This window comes from Streptomyces sp. NPDC002181 (assembly GCF_042890485.1).
Taxonomy (GTDB): Bacteria; Actinomycetota; Actinomycetes; order Streptomycetales; family Streptomycetaceae; genus Streptomyces.
Window position 1 is genome coordinate 500,135 of record NZ_JBIASC010000004.1, and the last position, 16,196, is coordinate 516,330.

At 73.3% G+C, this 16,196-nt stretch carries 17 protein-coding genes; 8 read left to right on the top strand and 9 right to left on the bottom strand.

Going from position 1 to position 16,196, the window contains the following annotated elements:
- The first annotated feature begins 41 nt into the window (after window positions 1-41).
- On the top strand, window positions 42-875 hold the full coding sequence (locus ACFYXV_RS14670; protein ID WP_389383036.1) for a class II glutamine amidotransferase: 834 nt from the start codon (window positions 42-44) through the stop codon (window positions 873-875).
- Window positions 876-879: 4 nt separating this feature from the next.
- Here ACFYXV_RS14670 and ACFYXV_RS14675 read toward each other — a convergent pair whose 3' ends face one another.
- Window positions 880-1,854 (bottom strand): hypothetical protein, encoded by a 975-nt coding sequence (locus tag ACFYXV_RS14675; RefSeq protein ID WP_389383037.1) that lies wholly within the window; start codon window positions 1,852-1,854, stop codon window positions 880-882.
- 244 nt (window positions 1,855-2,098) lie between these two features.
- The gene (locus ACFYXV_RS14680) at window positions 2,099-3,265 is read right to left on the bottom strand and encodes a glutamate--cysteine ligase (protein WP_385464056.1); all 1,167 of its coding nucleotides are present in this window, start codon (window positions 3,263-3,265) and stop codon (window positions 2,099-2,101) included.
- 322 nt (window positions 3,266-3,587) lie between these two features.
- On the opposite strand from ACFYXV_RS14680, the gene ACFYXV_RS14685 reads away from it, so the two are divergent.
- Window positions 3,588-4,862 carry an MFS transporter gene (locus ACFYXV_RS14685; RefSeq protein ID WP_385464053.1) on the top strand — a complete coding sequence of 425 codons (1,275 nt, stop codon included), beginning with the start codon at window positions 3,588-3,590 and terminating at the stop codon, window positions 4,860-4,862.
- 7 nt (window positions 4,863-4,869) lie between these two features.
- On the opposite strand, the gene ACFYXV_RS14690 is transcribed toward ACFYXV_RS14685, so the two are convergent.
- The 3 genes from ACFYXV_RS14690 to ACFYXV_RS14700 are packed head-to-tail and all read right to left on the bottom strand — an operon-like array spanning window position 4,870 to window position 7,707.
- Window positions 4,870-5,514 carry a hypothetical protein gene (locus tag ACFYXV_RS14690; RefSeq protein ID WP_385464050.1) on the bottom strand — a complete coding sequence of 215 codons (645 nt, stop codon included), beginning with the start codon at window positions 5,512-5,514 and terminating at the stop codon, window positions 4,870-4,872.
- Between the two features lie 45 nt (window positions 5,515-5,559).
- The gene (locus ACFYXV_RS14695) at window positions 5,560-6,912 is read right to left on the bottom strand and encodes a carboxyl transferase domain-containing protein (RefSeq protein WP_389383038.1); all 1,353 of its coding nucleotides are present in this window, start codon (window positions 6,910-6,912) and stop codon (window positions 5,560-5,562) included.
- A gap of 33 nt (window positions 6,913-6,945) precedes the next feature.
- Window positions 6,946-7,707 (bottom strand): LysE family transporter, encoded by a 762-nt coding sequence (locus ACFYXV_RS14700; RefSeq protein ID WP_389383039.1) that lies wholly within the window; start codon window positions 7,705-7,707, stop codon window positions 6,946-6,948.
- 70 nt (window positions 7,708-7,777) lie between these two features.
- Between ACFYXV_RS14700 and ACFYXV_RS14705 the strand changes: the two genes are divergently transcribed.
- Window positions 7,778-8,218, top strand: coding sequence for an Lrp/AsnC family transcriptional regulator (locus ACFYXV_RS14705; protein WP_385464041.1), 441 nt, complete (start codon window positions 7,778-7,780; stop codon window positions 8,216-8,218).
- 12 nt (window positions 8,219-8,230) lie between these two features.
- Here the strand turns inward: ACFYXV_RS14705 and ACFYXV_RS14710 are convergent, their stop codons facing one another.
- Both ACFYXV_RS14710 and ACFYXV_RS14715 read right to left on the bottom strand, forming a co-directional pair.
- Window positions 8,231-9,802, bottom strand: a complete 1,572-nt coding sequence (locus ACFYXV_RS14710) for a GAF domain-containing protein (protein ID WP_385464038.1) — start codon at window positions 9,800-9,802, stop codon at window positions 8,231-8,233.
- The gene (locus ACFYXV_RS14715) at window positions 9,799-10,836 is read right to left on the bottom strand and encodes a rod shape-determining protein (RefSeq protein WP_383342548.1); all 1,038 of its coding nucleotides are present in this window, start codon (window positions 10,834-10,836) and stop codon (window positions 9,799-9,801) included. Before ACFYXV_RS14715 ends, ACFYXV_RS14710 begins: the two co-directional genes overlap by 4 nt.
- 219 nt (window positions 10,837-11,055) lie before the next feature.
- On the opposite strand from ACFYXV_RS14715, the gene ACFYXV_RS14720 reads away from it, so the two are divergent.
- Window positions 11,056-11,742, top strand: a complete 687-nt coding sequence (locus tag ACFYXV_RS14720) for an esterase/lipase family protein (protein ID WP_389383040.1) — start codon at window positions 11,056-11,058, stop codon at window positions 11,740-11,742.
- Between the two features lie 38 nt (window positions 11,743-11,780).
- Here the strand turns inward: ACFYXV_RS14720 and ACFYXV_RS14725 are convergent, their stop codons facing one another.
- The gene (locus ACFYXV_RS14725) at window positions 11,781-12,362 is read right to left on the bottom strand and encodes a hypothetical protein (protein ID WP_389383041.1); all 582 of its coding nucleotides are present in this window, start codon (window positions 12,360-12,362) and stop codon (window positions 11,781-11,783) included.
- 78 nt (window positions 12,363-12,440) lie between these two features.
- On the opposite strand from ACFYXV_RS14725, the gene ACFYXV_RS14730 reads away from it, so the two are divergent.
- Window positions 12,441-13,190, top strand: a complete 750-nt coding sequence (locus ACFYXV_RS14730; protein WP_385464029.1) for a hypothetical protein — start codon at window positions 12,441-12,443, stop codon at window positions 13,188-13,190.
- Between the two features lie 13 nt (window positions 13,191-13,203).
- Here the strand turns inward: ACFYXV_RS14730 and ACFYXV_RS14735 are convergent, their stop codons facing one another.
- The gene (locus ACFYXV_RS14735) at window positions 13,204-13,626 is read right to left on the bottom strand and encodes a MarR family winged helix-turn-helix transcriptional regulator (RefSeq protein WP_383342536.1); all 423 of its coding nucleotides are present in this window, start codon (window positions 13,624-13,626) and stop codon (window positions 13,204-13,206) included.
- 104 nt (window positions 13,627-13,730) lie between these two features.
- Between ACFYXV_RS14735 and ACFYXV_RS14740 the strand changes: the two genes are divergently transcribed.
- From ACFYXV_RS14740 to ACFYXV_RS14750, 3 genes are all read left to right on the top strand, one after another.
- A complete protein-coding gene (locus ACFYXV_RS14740; protein WP_385464026.1) occupies window positions 13,731-14,750 on the top strand; it encodes an NADP-dependent oxidoreductase in 1,020 nt (339 codons plus the stop codon).
- Between the two features lie 64 nt (window positions 14,751-14,814).
- Window positions 14,815-15,237: an organic hydroperoxide resistance protein gene (locus ACFYXV_RS14745; RefSeq protein ID WP_383342530.1), complete on the top strand. Its 423-nt coding sequence runs from the start codon at window positions 14,815-14,817 to the stop codon at window positions 15,235-15,237.
- Between the two features lie 68 nt (window positions 15,238-15,305).
- Window positions 15,306-16,190, top strand: coding sequence for an EI24 domain-containing protein (locus ACFYXV_RS14750; protein WP_389383042.1), 885 nt, complete (start codon window positions 15,306-15,308; stop codon window positions 16,188-16,190).
- Window positions 16,191-16,196 lie beyond the last annotated feature (6 nt).

The window sequence follows — 16,196 nt, forward strand, 5'->3', positions numbered from 1 at the left end:
CCGCCGGACCGCCCTGGAGAACGAGGAACAGGTGGTCGCCCATGTGCCGATGGCTCGCGTATTCAGGTTCGCCCGTTCTGCTCGACACCATCCTGTACAAGCCGGCGCACTCGCTGATCGATCAGAGCCTGCACTCCCGGCTGGGTGTGGAGACGACGAACGGCGACGGCTTCGGCATCGGGTGGTACACGGATCACGCCAGTACTCCGGCGGTCCTGCGCGACGTGGGGCCCGCCTGGAACAACCGCAACCTGCGGGAGATCGCCGATCACGTCGAATCCCCCCTGTTCTTCGCCCACATCCGGGCGTCGACCGGAACGGCGGTGCAGCAGACGAACTGCCACCCCTTCCGGCACGGCCGCTGGCTGTGGATGCACAACGGGGCCATCGCCGATTTCCACCTCATCCGCCGCGAGCTCTGCCTGCTCGTCGACCCCGTGCTGTTCTCCGACATCGAGGGAACGACGGACTCCGAGGTGATGTTCTACCTCGCCGTCACCTTCGGCCTGGACCAGGACCCGCCGGGCGCCGTGGCGCGCATGGCCGGAGTGGTGGAGCGCATCGGCCGCGAGCACGGCGTGGAGTTCCCGCTGCAGATGACGGTGGCCGTGAGCGACGGTGAGAGCGTCTGGGCCTTCCGCTACTCCAGCCAGGGGAAGTCCAGGTCGCTGTTCTACAGCAGCCGTGTGGACAGCCTGCGCAAGCTGCACCCCGACGTGGCCTTCCTGCGAGAGGTCTCGGACGAGACCCGCCTCGTCGTCTCCGAGCCCCTCGGTGATCTGCCCGGAGCCTGGAACGAGGTGCCGGAGAGCAGTTACGGCATCGTACGGCCGGGAGCGGACGCCCTGTTCCCCTTCACCCCCCAGGCGGCCTGACGCGTCAGGGGCAGGCGGCTGCCGGGTCGTCGTGGACGAGGGCGCAGACCATCTGCGCACCGCGCCCGTGGCCGGGGTACGCCGCGAGCAACTCGGCCTTGAAGTCGTTCCACTGACGGGTGAGTTCGGCGGTCGCTCCGGCGGTCGCGCGGCGGAAGTCGTCTCCCGTCCTCGCGCGCGGGGACGCCGCGGTGTCCTTGTTCAGGGTGCGGTTGTGGGCGACGCGGCCGTCGCAGTCGGCGGGCTTGACGCCGGTGGAATCGAAGTCGGGGTAGCAGCCGGTGGCCAGGTCCGCGGGGACGCGCCCGCGCGCCTCCCGGGTCCAGTCGGCGTCCTTCATCGCGCTGTAGCGGCGGATGTCCAGGAACGGCGGATGGTCCGTGCGCTCCAGGCCCGGCGGGTTGTCGAGGCCGATCGGACCGGCGGCGGCCCGGTCGCTCCAGTTCGAGTGCGAGTAGAAGTCCTCGATCTGGTGCCAGCCGCGGCCGAGCTGTTCGAGGACGGCGCACTTGGCCCGTCCGGGCTTCCCGTCCCACGCGCAGGGGGTGGACAGGTCGCTCTGGTCGGCGCGCACCCTGCCGTCGGCGTCGACGAGGCCGTCGGCGGCCCGCACCGCGTTGCGGAAGCGGGCGACGGACGTACGGATGCAGGCGAGGAGCTCCGTGGTCGCCTCGTCCCTGGTGCGGGGGTAGCCGGCCGAGTACCGGGGGGCGAGGTAGTCGGCGTTGTCGCAGTGCAGGGGGCCGACGTCGAAGTAGGGGCGGCGGTCGTTGGCGTTGATCGCCCCGTCGTGGGCGTCGGCCATCGCGGTCAGCGTGACGGGCTCCCAGGGCAGCGCCGCCCGGGTGATGTCCTCGTGGTTGCCACCGGTGAAGGCATGGGCGCCGCCGCCCGGCAGCACGGCCAGGGCGGCCGCGAGCCCGCCTGCGAGGACGGCGCGGGCGGTCCGGGACCTGCCGGGGAGCGGGAGGCGGGACATGGGGGCTCCAGGTGTACGGAGGCGCACCGGCCGGCCCGGACCGGTGCGGTGCGGCCGCGGTGATCGCCTCGGTCCGGCGGCGGGCGGTGGCCGCACTTCCATGCTGCGCGCCCGCCCCGGACCCCGCATGCGCGAGCGGTACGGCCCCCGGGCCCGCAGGGGCGTCCTCCCCGGGCCGCGGATGCGCGAACGATCGCACCCGCGGCTTCGGCGGTTCAGGGACGGCGCTGCTCCGCGGGCATCCCTAGAAGTTCTCCGTTTCGTCCGCCAGGTGGCGCAGTACGTCGTTCAGGTCCTGGCGGCGGGCGTAGGCCGCCCGTTGGCGGTGGGCGCCCGAGCCGTCGCGCAAGAGGCCCGCCAGGGTCTTGGCCGCGTGGTCGAGCTCGCCCGACGCCGCGAGTTCCGGGGCCACCAGGTCCAGCAGGGCCTCCGCCAGGTCCGCCGCCGGGATCTCCACCCCCGTGTACGGGTCGAGGCCGAAGCCCTCCAGCCCGTCGTGGGCCGCCCGCCAGCGCGCGAGGCGCAGTACGTCGTCCCGCAGCGCCGGCTCGGGACGCAGCTCCTCGATGTCCCGCAGGGTCGTCGCCACCAGGGCGCGGACCAGCTCCGCCTGGAGGATCGCCGTGTCGATGTCCGGGGACATGTCGGGCGCCCGGATTTCGAGCGTCGGCCAGTGCCCGGACGGGCGCAGGTCCCAATAGACCATCTTCGTGTCCAGGGCCGCCCCCGAACCGAGCAGGGTCTGCACCGAGCGCCGGAAGTGGGCCGTGGACGTGAAGTGCGGGGGCAGCCCGGCCGAGGGCCAGCCCGACCAGGCCATCGCCCGCCAGCTGGCGTGCCCCGTGTCACGGCCGCCCCAGAACGGCGAATTGGCGGCCAGCGCGATCAGCGTGGGCAGCCATGGTCTGACCCTGTTCGACACCGCCACCGCCGTGTCCACGTCGAGGGTGCCGATGTGGATGTGGCGGCCGCAGCTGACGAGGGTCTCGGTCAGCGAGCCGAAGCGGCGGTGCTGCTCGCGCTGGCGCGGCTCGTCGTCGGTCAGGTGCAGCGGCCCCTCCACCGCGACGACCGGCGAGGGCGCGGCCAGCAGCCGGCAGCCGTGGGCGCGGGCCGCCCGGGCGAGGGTGCGCCGCAGCGCGGCGAGCTCCGCGCGCAGCACGGGCGCCGAATCGGCGACGGGGGTGGAGATCTCCACCTGGTAGCGGGTGCCCTCGGGGTGCACTTCGTGGGGCAGGCCCGCGGCGGTGGCCAGGACGAGCGGGGCGGCCGGGACCACCCGGAAGGTACGGGCGTCGACGAGGAGGAACTCCTCCTCGACACCCACGGTCAGCGGGGCTGTGAGAGGGCTCGCGTGGACTCCGTTGTCCGCGCTGCCGGTGCTCGTGGTGCTGTTGCCAGGTTCGATCACTACGCCTCCCTGGACATACGAGTCGTTTCATCATGAGCTGAACGGCAGCGGGGGAGCGCACGTCGATTCAGTCAAATGTCGTGTGATAGTGGCGAGTTACCGGCAAGGACCGGCCCGGTCTGAGGTCGTGGATCCGGGTGGGGCGACTGGTGCGGGTGCGCGTGCGGGCAGGAGCCGGGGCACGGGCCGGGGCAGGCACTGGGGCAGGGGCACGTACCGGGGGCAGGGGCAGGGGCAGGGGCAGGGGATGCGCACCGGCGGGGACCGGACCCCGGCCCGTTAATGCCTGGGGTCGCCGAACGGCCGCTGGTTATCATCCGCTGTGACCGGTACGAGCACCCCCACACCCGCCCCCGCCCGACGCCCCACGCGCATATTCGCGGACCTGACCCCGCTGCGCACGTCCCCGGACTACCGGCGGCTGTGGGTCGGCAGCACCATCTCCTGGATGGGCCAGGCGATGACCGCCCTCGCGATCTCGCTCCAGGTGTACGACATCACCGGCTCCAGCTTCTCCGTCGGGCTCGTCGGCCTCTTCTCGCTCGTCCCGCTCGTCGTCTTCGGTCTCTACGGCGGCGCCATCGCCGACACCGTCGACCGGCGCAAGCTCGGCCTGTACAGCTCCCTCGGACTGACGGCCCTGTCGATCGCCCTGGCCGGCGCCGCGCTCCTCGGCTACCACCGGGTCTGGCTGCTGTACTCGGTCGTCGCGCTCCAGGCGGTCTGCGGCGCCCTCAACGGACCCGCCCGCTCCGCGATGATCCCGCGGCTGCTGCCGACCGAGCAGCTGCCCGCCGCCAACGCGCTGAACTCGGTGACGATGACCTCCGGGACGATGATCGGCCCGGTGCTGGGCGGGCTCATCGTCGGCTGGTGGGGCTACCAGGCCGCCTACCTGATCGACGCCGTCACCTTCTGCGCCGCGCTCTACGCGGTGTGGCGGCTGCCCGCGATGCTGCCCGAGCGGGAGGGCGGCAAGCGGGGGCGGGCCTCCGTACTGGACGGACTGCGCTTCCTCGGCACCCGGCCGAACATCCGGATGACCTTCTTCTCCGACATGGCCGCCATGGTGCTGGCCCAGCCGAAGGCGCTGTTCCCGGCCATCGCCGTGCTCTGGTACGGCGGCGACGCCAAGACCGTCGGCCTGCTGGTGGCGGCCCCCGCCGTCGGGGCGCTGCTGGGCGGGCTGTTCTCCGGCTGGCAGGGGAGGATCCGCCGGCACGGGCTGGCGATCCTGATCTCCGTGGCCGCCTGGGGGCTGGCCATCGCCGTCTTCGGGCTCACCCGGAACCTGTGGCTCGGGCTGTTCTTCCTGGCCCTGGCGGGCTGGGCCGACACCATCTCCATGGTGTTCCGCTCCACGATGATGCAGGCCGCGACCCCGGACGAGATGCGGGGTCGCCTCCAGGGCGTGTTCATCGTGGTCGTCGCCGGCGGCCCCCGGCTCGGGGACTTCCTCGCCGGGACCACCGCCGACCTGACCTCCCCGGCCGTGGCGATCACGGGCGGCGGGCTGGGATGCGTACTGGTGCTGCTCCTGCTGGCCCTGCGCTGGCGCGGGTTCGCCCGCTACGACGCGAGGTCGCCGCAGGCGTGACGCCCCCCTACGCCGGTTCCAGGAGTACGGCCGGGAGCGTGCCGCCGACGATCTCCTCCCGGGGCAGCGAGAGGCCGAAGTGCCGCTCCAGTACGCCGAGGGCGGTGCGGTGGACCTCCCGGTCGTCCGCGCTGTCGTCCGTGCCCTCGTCCGCCGGGAGGCCCGCGGCCGTGAGTGCGGCCTGCAAACGGGAGGCCGTCGCGGGCTCGCCGTCGACCCCGCCGTAGCCCCAGGAGCCGTCCAGGTGCAGGTTGAAGGCACTGAGCACGACCTCGTCGCGGAAGTGCGCGAACTGTGGCGGGACCGGCTTGCCGTTCTCCTCCTCGAACTCCAGGTGGCAGATGTCCACACCCCCGCGGGAGAGCGGCAGGCCACCGCAGAACCCGCCCATCCAGCCGCCGTACGCGACCGTGTACGACCAGTCGCCGCAGCGGCCGTACCGCAGGCCGATGTCCTCGTAGTCGGCCAGGAGGGCGAGGAGGCCGGCTCCGGTGAGGTCGCCCACCGGCACGGCGGTGTGCTCGGGCCCGTACACGGTTTCCGTGAGGCGCCCGACGAGCTCCTGCGGGCCGAGCCCGCGGGCCATCACCACGCTGTAGCCGCCGTAGGCGATCGACTGGGGCGCGGCCAGCCAGGCTATTCCGTCCGTCATGACGGACATCCTGGCCGAAGCCTCTGACAACGCGGGGAGTCGGGGTCAGGCGGGGCCGACCACGCCGCGCGCCACGCCCAGGGCCACCAGGTCCTGGGGGCGGATGCGGAGCTGGTCCGCCGTGGACGGGGCCTCGGAGGCGGGGCGCTTGAGGATGGCCGCCGCCAGTTCGGGGGCGATGACCGAGAAATAGCTGTCCGGGGTGACCCAGGTGTTCCCCGGCGCGGCCAGCGCGAGGGCTCCGCCCGAACCCCCCTCGCCGATCAGGAGCGTGGTCACCGGGACCGCGGCCGCGGCGAGCGCCGCGAAGGTGTCCGCGATGGCCGCGCCGGCGCCCGCGTGCTCCGCGGCGGCGTCGTTGGCGGCGCCCGGGGTGTCGACCAGGGTGAGCACCGGGATCCCGAGGCGGTCCGCGAGGCGGATCACGCGGGCCGCCGTACGGTATCCGGCCGGGCGGGTGGCGGTGCCGCACTGGGCGGCGTACGCGACGGCCCGCCCCTCCCGCAGCCCGAACCCGCACAGCATCCCGGGGTCGGTGCCGCCCGCCCGGTCCCCGGAGAGGGGCAGGCGGAGCGCGAAGTACGCGTCCAGGTACGCCTCGGCGCGCGGCCGGCCGGGGTGGCGGGCCAGCCGTACGGCGTCCCAGCCGGTCTTCGGGGGCAGGCCGCCGGGTACGCCGCCCAGTGCGGCCGGGGGCGCGACCGGTTCGGCGGAGCGGGGCGCGGCCAGCACGCGCAGCCAGTCCGCGAGGATCGCGGGCAGCTCGGCGGGCGGGACGACGGCGTCCACGTGCCCGGCGGCGTACTGGCCCTCGGCGGTGTAAGCCGCCGGGTCCGCGTCCGCCGGCCGCACCCGGGAGCCCGCGAACCCGACCTGCGCACCCGGGAGCGCGAGCACGACGTCGGCCCCGGCGCCGAGGGTGGCCCAGCCGCCGCCGGTGGTGGGATCGCGGAGCACGGCGATCTGCGGGAGCCCGGCGGCCCGGGTCAGCACGGACTGGCGGGCCACGCGCTGGAGCTGGGTCAGCGCGAGCATGCCCTCCTGCATGCGGGAGCCACCGGTGGCGATCAGTGAGACGAGGGGGAGGCGGTGTGCGCGAGCGTGGGTGTAGGCGGCTTCGAGCCGGTCTCCGGTGCGTTCGCCGAGGGAGCCGCCGAGGAAGCCGAACTCGAAGGAGATCACGGTGGCCGGGTGGCCGCCGATGAGGGCGGTTCCGGCGACGACGGACTCCTCCTCGCCGGTGCGGGCTCCGGCGCGGGCCCGGGAGTCGTCGTAGCCGGCCCAGGCCAGCGGCCCGTCCGGGCCGGAATCCCGGTGGGGGGCGGGGAGTTCGGCGAAGCTGCCGGGGTCGGTCACGGAGGCGATGGCCGCACGGGCCGAGAGGCGGGTCGTCGTCACGGGATCACCCTAGGGGGACCGGCTCGCGCGTCCCTAGGGCAGTGGGAAGGCGAGCTTGAGGGCGTAGGCGGCGACGAGGCCGTAGCCGAGGCGGAAGGTCCAGGCGCGGGCGGCGGGGGAGATGCGGCGGCCCGCGGCGGCTCCGATGGCGACGAGGGTCTGCTGCCAGAGGAGGGACGCGGCGGCCACGCCGCCCAGGAAGGCGGCGGCGGTGGTGGGGGTGGTGAGGGTGGAGGCCTGGGCGGTGGTGAGGGCGGCGAAGTAGAGGGCGGTGGTGGGGTTCACGGCGGTGAGCGCGACGTACCGTCCGAAGGCCGCGCGGGCGCCCCCGGACCGCCGTACCTCAAGTGCCGGCGGCGCCGGATGCGCGGTCGGCGGAGCCGAAACGGCGGAGCGGGGTTCCGGGGCCCCGGCCCCGGATGCCGGCGGGGCGGGGCTGCGCCCCGGCTCCGGCGGCCCGGGCGTCTTCGTCTTCGCCGGCGCCGACGGCTCCGGTGCCTGGAGGGAGCGGCTGCGGTACAGGGCGTGGGCGGCAATCGACAGGAGGACGGTCGCCGACAGTAGGCGGATCCAGGCTTCGACCGGGGTCACGTGCGAGGCCACCCAGGGGCCGAGGGCCGTGGCGAGGGCCGCGTAGGCGAGGTCCACCGTCGCGATGCCCGCCGCCGCGGCCATCGCCGTACGGCGGTGCCGCATCGCCTCCTGGAGCAGCAGCACGCTCATGGCACCCATGGGCATGGCCACGCCCAGGCCCGCGACCGCTCCCGACAGTGCGGGGGAGAGAAGTCCGTTCATGCGGACGAGGGTGCGGGCAGCGGCGTCCGGTGCAGCGGCGCTTATCGGGCTTCGCTGCGAGAATCGCGGCATGGACCGTCTCGACAGGGAAATCCTCGGCATCCTGCAGCAGGATGCGCGGATCTCGTACCGCGATCTCGGTGTCCGCGTCGGGCTCAGCGCCAACGCCACCGCCGACCGGGTGCGCCGGATGCGGCGGGACGGGGTGATCCGCGGGTTCACCGTCATCGTGGATCCGGCCGCCGACACCCGCGGCGGGCTCGTCGTCTTCATCGACTTGAGCCTGCGGCAGGACACCACCAACGAGGAGTTCGAGGAGAGGGTGGTGCGGCTTCCCGGGATCACCGAAGTGGTGCACGTGACCGGGGAGTACGACTACCTCGTGCGGGCCCGCGCCGCCGATCCCGCCGCGCTCGACGCACTGCTGCGCCGTCTCAAGCGGGAGGCCGGCGTGGCGCAGTCCAGCACCCGGATCGCCCTGAAGGGCGCCCACGGACCGGCCACCGCATAGGAGGTGTCCCTCCTAGAGCGCCGACTCCCAGGCCAGCGTCGTGCCCCGTGTTCCCGACTCCGTGCGGCCGTCGTCCGTGACCGTCAGGCGGACGCGGGCCGGGGTCGCGTCCACCTCGACCTCGATCGACCCGACCTGCGAGCGGCGGTGGGCCGCGGCCAGGGCGCCGCGCAGGGCCGACAGCAGGTCGCCCGCCACCGGCTCCGGGAGCAGGGCGTCCACCGCGCCCGCGAAGTGGACCGACGGCTGGAAGCCCAGCAGGACCGCCGCCCCGCCCGTCTCCCGCAGGATCCGGCCGCGGACCGTCGTCGGGGCGTCGCTCGGCGGCTGCTGGAGGGCGAAGATGGCGGTGCGGACCTCCTGGATGGTGGAGTCGAGCTCGTCGACGGCCCGGGCCAGTTCGTCGCCGACCGTGTCCCCGGCCGGCGCGGAAGCCGACCGCTTCTTCGTGCTCTCCAGCATCATCTCCGTCGCGAACAGCCGCTGGACCACCAGGTCGTGCAGGTCGCGCGCGATCCGGTCCCGGTCCTCGTAGACGGCCAGCTGCTCGCGGTCGTGCTGCGCGTCCGCCAGTACGAGGGCCAGCGCGGCCTGGGAGGCGAACTGCGAGGCCAGCAGCCGGTCCACGGCGTCGTACGGGCGGCCGCCGCGGGCGCGCGGCAGGGCCAGGGTGCCGATCAGCTGGCCGCCGCTCTGGAGCGGCAGCATCATGCTCGGGCCGAAACGTTCCCGCACGTGCGTGGTCATCCGGGGGTCCGTCGCCGAGTCCTCTATGAAGACGGGCTCGCCGCCGAGGAGTTGCACCAGGACCGGCGAGCCGGGGGCGATCGCCGTCCCGACCAGGTCCCCGGGGTCCCCTGGCGTGGAGGCGGCCACGATCTCCATGCCGCCCTCCGGGGTCGGCTGGAGGACCACCCCGGCCGCCGCGTCCGCGAGCAGCCGGGCGCGTTCGGCCACGCACATCAGCGCGTCGGCGGCCGGGCGGCCGGCCAGCAGGGTCGTGGTGACCGCGGCGGCGCCCTCGATCCAGCGCTCCCGCCGGCGTGCCGTCTCGTACAGCCGCGCGTTGCCGATCGCTATCCCCGCCTGCGAGGCCAGGACCCGTACCAGTGCGAGGTCCTCGTCCGTGAAGGATCCGCCGCCCTGCTTCTCCGTCAGGTAGAGGTTGCCGAAGACCTCCGTGTGGACCCGGATCGGGACGCCCAGGAAGCCGCGCATGGGGGGATGGCCCGGCGGGAACCCCGACGAGCGCGGGTCCGTCGACAGGTCCTCCAGCACCAGCGGGCGCGGATCGGTGATCAGCGCGCCGATCACACCCGTACGCCCGTCGGGCAGGCGGGGGATCGCGGCGCGCTCCGCCTCGCTCAGCCCGGCCGTGTACAGCTCGGTCAGCCGGAGGCGCTCGGGGTCGATGACCCCGAGCGCTCCGTACCGGGCCGAGCACAGCGCTGTCGCCGAGTCCACGATGTGCTGGAGGGTGGCCTGCAGCTCCAGTTCGGAGCCGACGCTGAGCACCGCCTCCAGGAGGACGGGCAGGCCGGCCCGTTCCGCGGGACCGGCCGGCTCGGGCGCCGCGTCCGTCATTCGGCCAGCGGGTTGAGGACCATCGGGGCGATCTTCCCTTCGAGCATCATGCCGAGACCGAGTACGGCGCACACGTCAGGGCGTTCCGCGATGGCGACGGGCATTCCGGTGGCGTCGCGCAGCATCTGGTCCAGGCCCGGCAGCAGGGCGCTGCCTCCCACCATCATGATCCCCCGGTCCGTCAGGTCGGCGACCAGGTCGGGCGGGCACTCCCGCAGTACCTTGCCGATGCCGTCGATCACGGCCGTCAGCGGGGTGTGGATGGCGTCCCGTACGGCCGCGGTGTCCACATGGACGGAGCGGGCCAGTCCGGTGGCCACGTCCCGGCCGTGGATGAGGGTGGAGGCGGGGCCCCCGTCGGTGATGCCGTTGCCGTGCAGGGCCAGCTGGAGGGGCCGGACGGCCTGGCTCGGCAGCATCAGCTCGTGCGCGTGGCGCAGGTGCTGGACGACGGCGTGGTCGATGGCCTCGCCGCCGATCGGGATCCGCTGGGCGGTGACGATCGAGCCGAGGGAGAGGACGGCGACCTGCGTGGCGGCGGCCCCGCACACCATGATCATCGTCGCGGTCGGCTGCTCCACGGGCAGGCCGCAGCCGACGGCCGCCGCGATCAGGGTGTCGACGAGTTCGACGCGCCGGGCCCCGAGCCCGACCATGGTCTCCACGGCGGCCCGCTGCGCGAGCGGGTCGGCGTCGTGCGGGGTGCAGGCGGCGGCCCGCAGCCGGGGCTTGCGGCGCAGGGCGCGGCGCAGCTTCTCGCCGAGCAGGTGGCGCAGCATCCGCTGGGCCATCTCGATGTCGACGACGGTGCCGCCGGAGACGGGGCGTACGACGCGGATGTAGTCGGGCGTGCGGCCCGTCATCCGTTCGGCGAAGGTACCGACCGCGATGAGCGCGCCGGTGCGGGTGTTGACTGCGGCGACGCTGGGCTCGTCGACGACCAGGCCGGCGCCCTTGACGTAGACGCGGGTCCTGGCTGCTCCCAGGTCGACGGCGACGTGGCAGCGGCGCAACTGCTCAAGACTGACGGTCACGGCAGATCCTCCCGAGAGCGCTGGCGCAAGAGTCCGGCAGCTGCCGGTTGCATTTCATATCTTCTCGGGCGAATGGGTCATACCGCCCGTTGTGCTGCTCCGGCTGGGTGTGTCGCACGGGGCGAGAGGTGCTGCACGGGGGTGGATTTCTGTACCGACAGGCAGCACGATGCCGCCACTGCTCGCGCTACTCGCGCGTAACAAGGTAAAGGGGACCCCATGCTGACGCCCCGCCAGAAAACGCTCGCGCTGCTGACGCTCTGCCTGGCGTTCCTCACACCCTTCCCGGCCCGGGCCGCCACCCCTGTGCAGCCGCACAACCCGGTCGTCTTCATCCACGGCTACAACGCCGACCCGGGCGTCTGGGGCGGCCTGCGCGAGGACATGCGCGTCGCCGGGTACGCGGACTCGGAGCTCTTCTCGTGGGGTTACGACACGCACCGGTCGGTCAACGAGGTCGTGGCCGGGCAGCTCGGCGCGTACGTCGACCAGGTCCGCCGGCAGACCGGCGCCGCCAAGGTCGACATCGTGGCGCACTCGCTCGGCTCCCTGGTCGGCCGCTGGTACGTGAAGTTCGGCGGCGGCACCGCCACCGTGGACCACTGGGTCTCGCTGGCGGGCCCCAACCACGGCACCTCCACCGCGTGGGCCTGCGCCCTGTGGGACCAGGCCTGCCGGGACATGACCCCCGGTTCCTACGTCGTGAAGAACCTGAACGCGGGGGACGAGACCCCGGGCGCGGTGAAGTACGCGACGTTCTGGTCGAACTGCGACGAGGTCGTCAACCCCGACAGCAGCGTCCCGCTCGCGGGGGCGCTCAACACGCCGGTCGGCTGTCTGGGACACAACGACCTGCTGGGGGACGACGCCACCTCGGCGGGGGTACGCGCCTTCCTCGCCTCCTGAGGGCCGTCTCCTGAGGCGCGTCCCCTGAGGCGCGTCCCCTACACCTCGACCCCGTCGACCGCGACGCGCTGGAGCAGGCCGTACGTGAACTCCGCCACGCAGGGCCGCCCCTGCGCGGCGAACGCCAGGCGCCACCGGGTCGGCGCGGTGCCCTCCATCGGGCGCACCGGGGCGAAGGCCCGCGCCACCTCGTCCACGGTGGCCGACCAGGGCCTCAGGTCCTCCGGGGTCCGCAGTACGGGCCCCCGCGCACCCGGGGCCCGGATCAGCCACTCGTTCCACACCGCCCCGTCCGGAGCCGCCAGCACCTCGAAGCGCAGGTCCGGCCAGAGCGGCACCGGCCACAGCAGGGCCTCGCACTCCAGATCGCCGATGGCGCGGGCGGCCGTGGACTCCGGCGGCCCGAGCACCGAGCGGTAGCGGGCCAGCGCACCGCGCGAGCGGGGCGAGCGCACCATCGCCTGCCAGCGCTTGTTCGCCTCCCGCTGGTCGGCGAGCGAGGCGCCGAGGCTCCGGCGCGCCTCCTCGGCGAGGTCCGGCCGGAAGTCCGCCATCCGACGCAGCAGCACCAGCTGGAAAGCGGCCGGACCGAAGGGGCCGGGGGATGCGGACGGAGTCATGGAGGCCACGATTCCACACAGGACCTCCACGAACCCGCGATACGGATGTTGCGCGGAACCACGTAGCGTGCGGTCGTCATGGACTACTGCCACGCGTGCCGGAGGCACCTCAACGGCGCCCTGGCGTGCGCCGGCTGCGGAACCCCGGTCGAGTACCTGCCGCCCGCCGCACCCGGGGTGTCCGCCGCGCCCGCAGGCCCGTACGGCTCCGCACGGGCCGGGGCGGAGAACCCGCTCGCCGATCCGCTCGCCGATCCGTTCGCGGACTCGCTCGTCGTGCTGTCCGGTGCGGACCGGGGCGGCCGGAGCGGCCGGGCCGGATCGCGGCGCCGTGCCACGCACCGCAGGCGCCGCCGGACCCTCGTGACGCTCGGGCTGGGCCTGGCGCTCGCGGCCGGGGGCACGGTCGTGCTGGCCCGGATCGTCACCGAGGGGCAGAAGACCGACCGGGCCGCCGAGGTGGTGCTCACCGACGGGAACGGCCCGCAGGACCCGGGTCCGCTGCCGAGCGGCAAGGGGACCCCCGCCGCGCCCACGGCGCTGAAGCCGGTGAAGGCCTCCGGGTCCGCGAAGGCCACCTCGGGCGGTACGCAGTCGCCCGGGCCCGAGGGGACCGCCGAGGGGTCCGCGCAGCCGGGTCCGACGGCGTCCGCCTCCGCCTCGGGCAAGACGGGGCCGACGAAGGGGGCCACCGGGCCGGGGCCCTCCGTAAAGCCGGGTCAGTCGGGAAAGCCGTCGCCCAGCGCTTCGGGGTCGGCGCAGCCGCCGTCGCCGAGCCCCAGCCCGGCGCCGACCAAGACCGGCTGCTGGTTCATCTTCTTCTGCTGAGCGGCCGGGTGCTTCAGCCCAGCATCCGCTTGAGCAGGTCCCGCAGCACCGCCCGCTCGGCCGTGGAGAGACCGGCCAGCGGTTCGCGCGCGAAGTCCAGCGATTCCCGCAGCCGGTCCGCGGTCTGCAGGCCCTCCTGGGTCGGGGCGGCCAGCTTCACCCGGCGGTCCGCCGGATCCGGCCTGCGCTCGACCAGGCCGCGCGATTCCAGCCGGTCCACGATGCCCGTGATGTTCGAGGGCTCGCACTTCAGCTGCTGGGCGATCCGGCGCATCGGCATCGGCTCCAGCGACAGCAGGTTCAGCACCCGCGCCTGGGCGCCGGTGAGCTGGTGGCTGGCTGCCGCGTCCTCGTACTCCTCGTGGTAGCGGGCCACGACGGAGCCGATGAGCTCGACAACCTCAAGGGTCAGGGGATCTGTGCGGCGACTGGGCATGGATCCAGAGTACCCATTTACTTGACAACATGAAATATCCAGGAGCATGGTTGTTTCACCTGCTGAAGTATTCAGTCGATTCGATTCCTTGATCGGGAGCACCCATGTCTGAGATCCCTGCCGTCAGCCGCGAGTGGCACCTCGTCCGCCGTCCGCAGGGCTGGCCCGTCGCCGAGGACTTCGCCCTGCGCGAGGTCGAGGTGGCGGCCCCGGCCCCCGGCCGGATCCTGGTGCGCAACCTGCACATGTCGGTGGACCCGTACATGCGCGGCCGGATGAACGACGTGAAGTCCTACGTCCCGCCGTTCCAGCTCGACAAGCCGATGGACGGCGGCGCGGTCGGCGAGGTCGTCGCCTCCGCCGACGAGCGCTTCGCGGTCGGCGACCACGTCCTGCACGGCCTGGGCTGGCGCGAATACGCCGACGTGGACGCCAAGCACGCCACCAAGGTCGACGCCTCCCTCGCCCCGCTCTCCGCCTACCTCGGCGTGCTCGGCATGCCGGGCCTGACCGCCTACGCGGGCCTCTTCGAGGTGGCCTCCTTCAAGGAGGGCGACACCGTCTTCGTCTCCGGCGCGGCCGGCGCGGTCGGCGGCCTCGTCGGCCAGTTCGCGAAGATCAAGGGCGCCGCCCGGGTCATCGGCTCGGCCGGCTCGGACGAGAAGGTGACGCTCCTCACGGAGAAGTACGGCTTCGACGCCGCCTTCAACTACAAGAACGGCCCCGTCGGCGAGCAGCTGAAGGCGGCCGCCCCCGAGGGCATCGACGTCTACTTCGACAACGTCGGCGGCGACCACCTGGAGGCCGCCATCTCCTCCCTGAACGTGCACGGCCGCGCCACCCTGTGCGGGGCGATCGCCCAGTACAACGCCACCGAGCCGACCCCCGGCCCGCGCAACCTGGCCCTGGTCATCGGCAAGCGGCTGCGCCTGCAGGGCGTGCTCGTCGGCGACCACGCCGGCCTCCAGCCGCAGTTCGTCCAGGACGTCGCCGGCTGGCTGCGCTCCGGTGAGCTCGTGGCCGACGAGACCGTCTTCGAGGGCGTGGAGAACGCGACCGCGGCCTTCCTCGGCATGCTGCGCGGTGAGAACACCGGAAAGATGATCGTTTCCTTCACCGGTTAGGCTCACCCCACACCGTCGTGATCGTGGGCGCGAGTCACGGCGATTACCAGGAGGATCTCTTCACATGTCCATCCAGCAGTCCGAGGTTCTGTACACCGCCGTCGCCACCGCCGAGAACGGCCGTGACGGCCGCGTCGCCACCAACGACGGCCAGCTCGACGTCGTCGTGAACCCGCCGAAGGAGATGGGCGGCAGCGGCGCCGGCACCAACCCGGAGCAGCTGTTCGCCGCCGGCTACAGCGCCTGCTTCCAGGGCGCGCTCGGTGTCGTGGCCCGCAACGAGAACGCGGACATCTCCGGTTCGACCGTCACCGCCGAGGTCGGCATCGGCAAGAACGACGACGGCTTCGGCCTGATCGTCAAGATCTCCGCCTCGATCCCGAACGTGGACGCCGCCACCGCCAAGGACCTCATCGAGAAGGCCCACCAGGTCTGCCCGTACTCCAAGGCGACCCGCGGCAACATCACGGTCGAGCTCGCCGTCTGATCGCGCTCGCACCGCGCGGAGGCCGCACCCCGATCACGGGGTGCGGCCTTCGCCGTAAGCTGTGCCCCATGCGTGATCTTGCGGGGGGATTCGGTCATCTGCTGGCCGGACAGCGATGGGTGTTCCGTCACGGCCGGTGGCTGGGGTTCGGCCTGCTGCCCGGACTGCTCGCGCTGGTGCTCTACACCGGCGCACTCATCGGGCTCGGCTACGGCGCCGACGACCTGACGGCGTGGGCCACGCCCTTCGCCGACGGCTGGGGCTCTCCCTGGCTCGGTCTCTTCCGCGGATTCCTGACCGCCCTGGTCTTCTGCCTCGGCCTCTTCGTCGCGGTGATCACCTTCACCGCGGTGACCCTGCTGATCGGCCAGCCGTTCTACGAGTCCCTCTCGGAGCAGGTCGACCGCAGCGTCGGCGGCGACGCCCCGGAATCCGGGCTGCCGCTGGCCAAGGAGCTGTGGATCTCGGCCCGCGACAGCATCAAGGTGCTCGCCCGGGTTCTGCTGTACGGGATCCTGCTCTTCGCGCTGGGCTTCATCCCCGTCGTCGGACAGACCGTGGTCCCCGCGATCGGGTTCTGCGTGTCCGGGTTCTTCCTCACCGAGGAGCTCACCGCCGTGGCGCTCCAGCGCCGCGACGTGGAGCTGAAGGAACGTCTCGTCCTGCTGCGCGGACGCCGCGCGATGGTGCTCGGCTTCGGCGTCCCGCTCGTGCTGGCGTTCCTGGTGCCGCTGGTCGCGGTGTTCCTGATGCCGGGTGCGGTGGCCGGGGCCACCCTCATGGTCCGGGAGCTGCGCGGCGAGGACGAGGACGAGGAGCGGGCCGCCGCGGACGGCGCGGACGGCGCGGGCGACGGTGCCGAGGAGCCCGGTCCGTACGCCGGGCCGCACGCGGGACCGTACGCGGACCAGCACCGGCACGCCGCGCCGCAGCAGAACCCGTACGCGCAGTAGTCGCCC

Bases quoted from the DNA above. Each gene is read 5' to 3' on its own strand.
- ACFYXV_RS14670 (WP_389383036.1), top strand. From the start codon at position 42: ATGTGCCGATGGCTCGCGTATTCAGGTTCGCCCGTTCTGCTCGACACC.
- ACFYXV_RS14675 (WP_389383037.1), bottom strand. From the start codon at position 1,854: ATGTCCCGCCTCCCGCTCCCCGGCAGGTCCCGGACCGCCCGCGCCGTC.
- ACFYXV_RS14690 (WP_385464050.1), bottom strand. From the start codon at position 5,514: ATGACGGACGGAATAGCCTGGCTGGCCGCGCCCCAGTCGATCGCCTAC.
- ACFYXV_RS14700 (WP_389383039.1), bottom strand. From the start codon at position 7,707: ATGAACGGACTTCTCTCCCCCGCACTGTCGGGAGCGGTCGCGGGCCTG.
- ACFYXV_RS14705 (WP_385464041.1), top strand. From the start codon at position 7,778: ATGGACCGTCTCGACAGGGAAATCCTCGGCATCCTGCAGCAGGATGCG.
- ACFYXV_RS14710 (WP_385464038.1), bottom strand. From the start codon at position 9,802: ATGACGGACGCGGCGCCCGAGCCGGCCGGTCCCGCGGAACGGGCCGGC.
- ACFYXV_RS14720 (WP_389383040.1), top strand. From the start codon at position 11,056: ATGCTGACGCCCCGCCAGAAAACGCTCGCGCTGCTGACGCTCTGCCTG.
- ACFYXV_RS14725 (WP_389383041.1), bottom strand. From the start codon at position 12,362: ATGACTCCGTCCGCATCCCCCGGCCCCTTCGGTCCGGCCGCTTTCCAG.
- ACFYXV_RS14730 (WP_385464029.1), top strand. From the start codon at position 12,441: ATGGACTACTGCCACGCGTGCCGGAGGCACCTCAACGGCGCCCTGGCG.
- ACFYXV_RS14735 (WP_383342536.1), bottom strand. From the start codon at position 13,626: ATGCCCAGTCGCCGCACAGATCCCCTGACCCTTGAGGTTGTCGAGCTC.
- ACFYXV_RS14740 (WP_385464026.1), top strand. From the start codon at position 13,731: ATGTCTGAGATCCCTGCCGTCAGCCGCGAGTGGCACCTCGTCCGCCGT.
- ACFYXV_RS14745 (WP_383342530.1), top strand. From the start codon at position 14,815: ATGTCCATCCAGCAGTCCGAGGTTCTGTACACCGCCGTCGCCACCGCC.
- ACFYXV_RS14750 (WP_389383042.1), top strand. From the start codon at position 15,306: ATGCGTGATCTTGCGGGGGGATTCGGTCATCTGCTGGCCGGACAGCGA.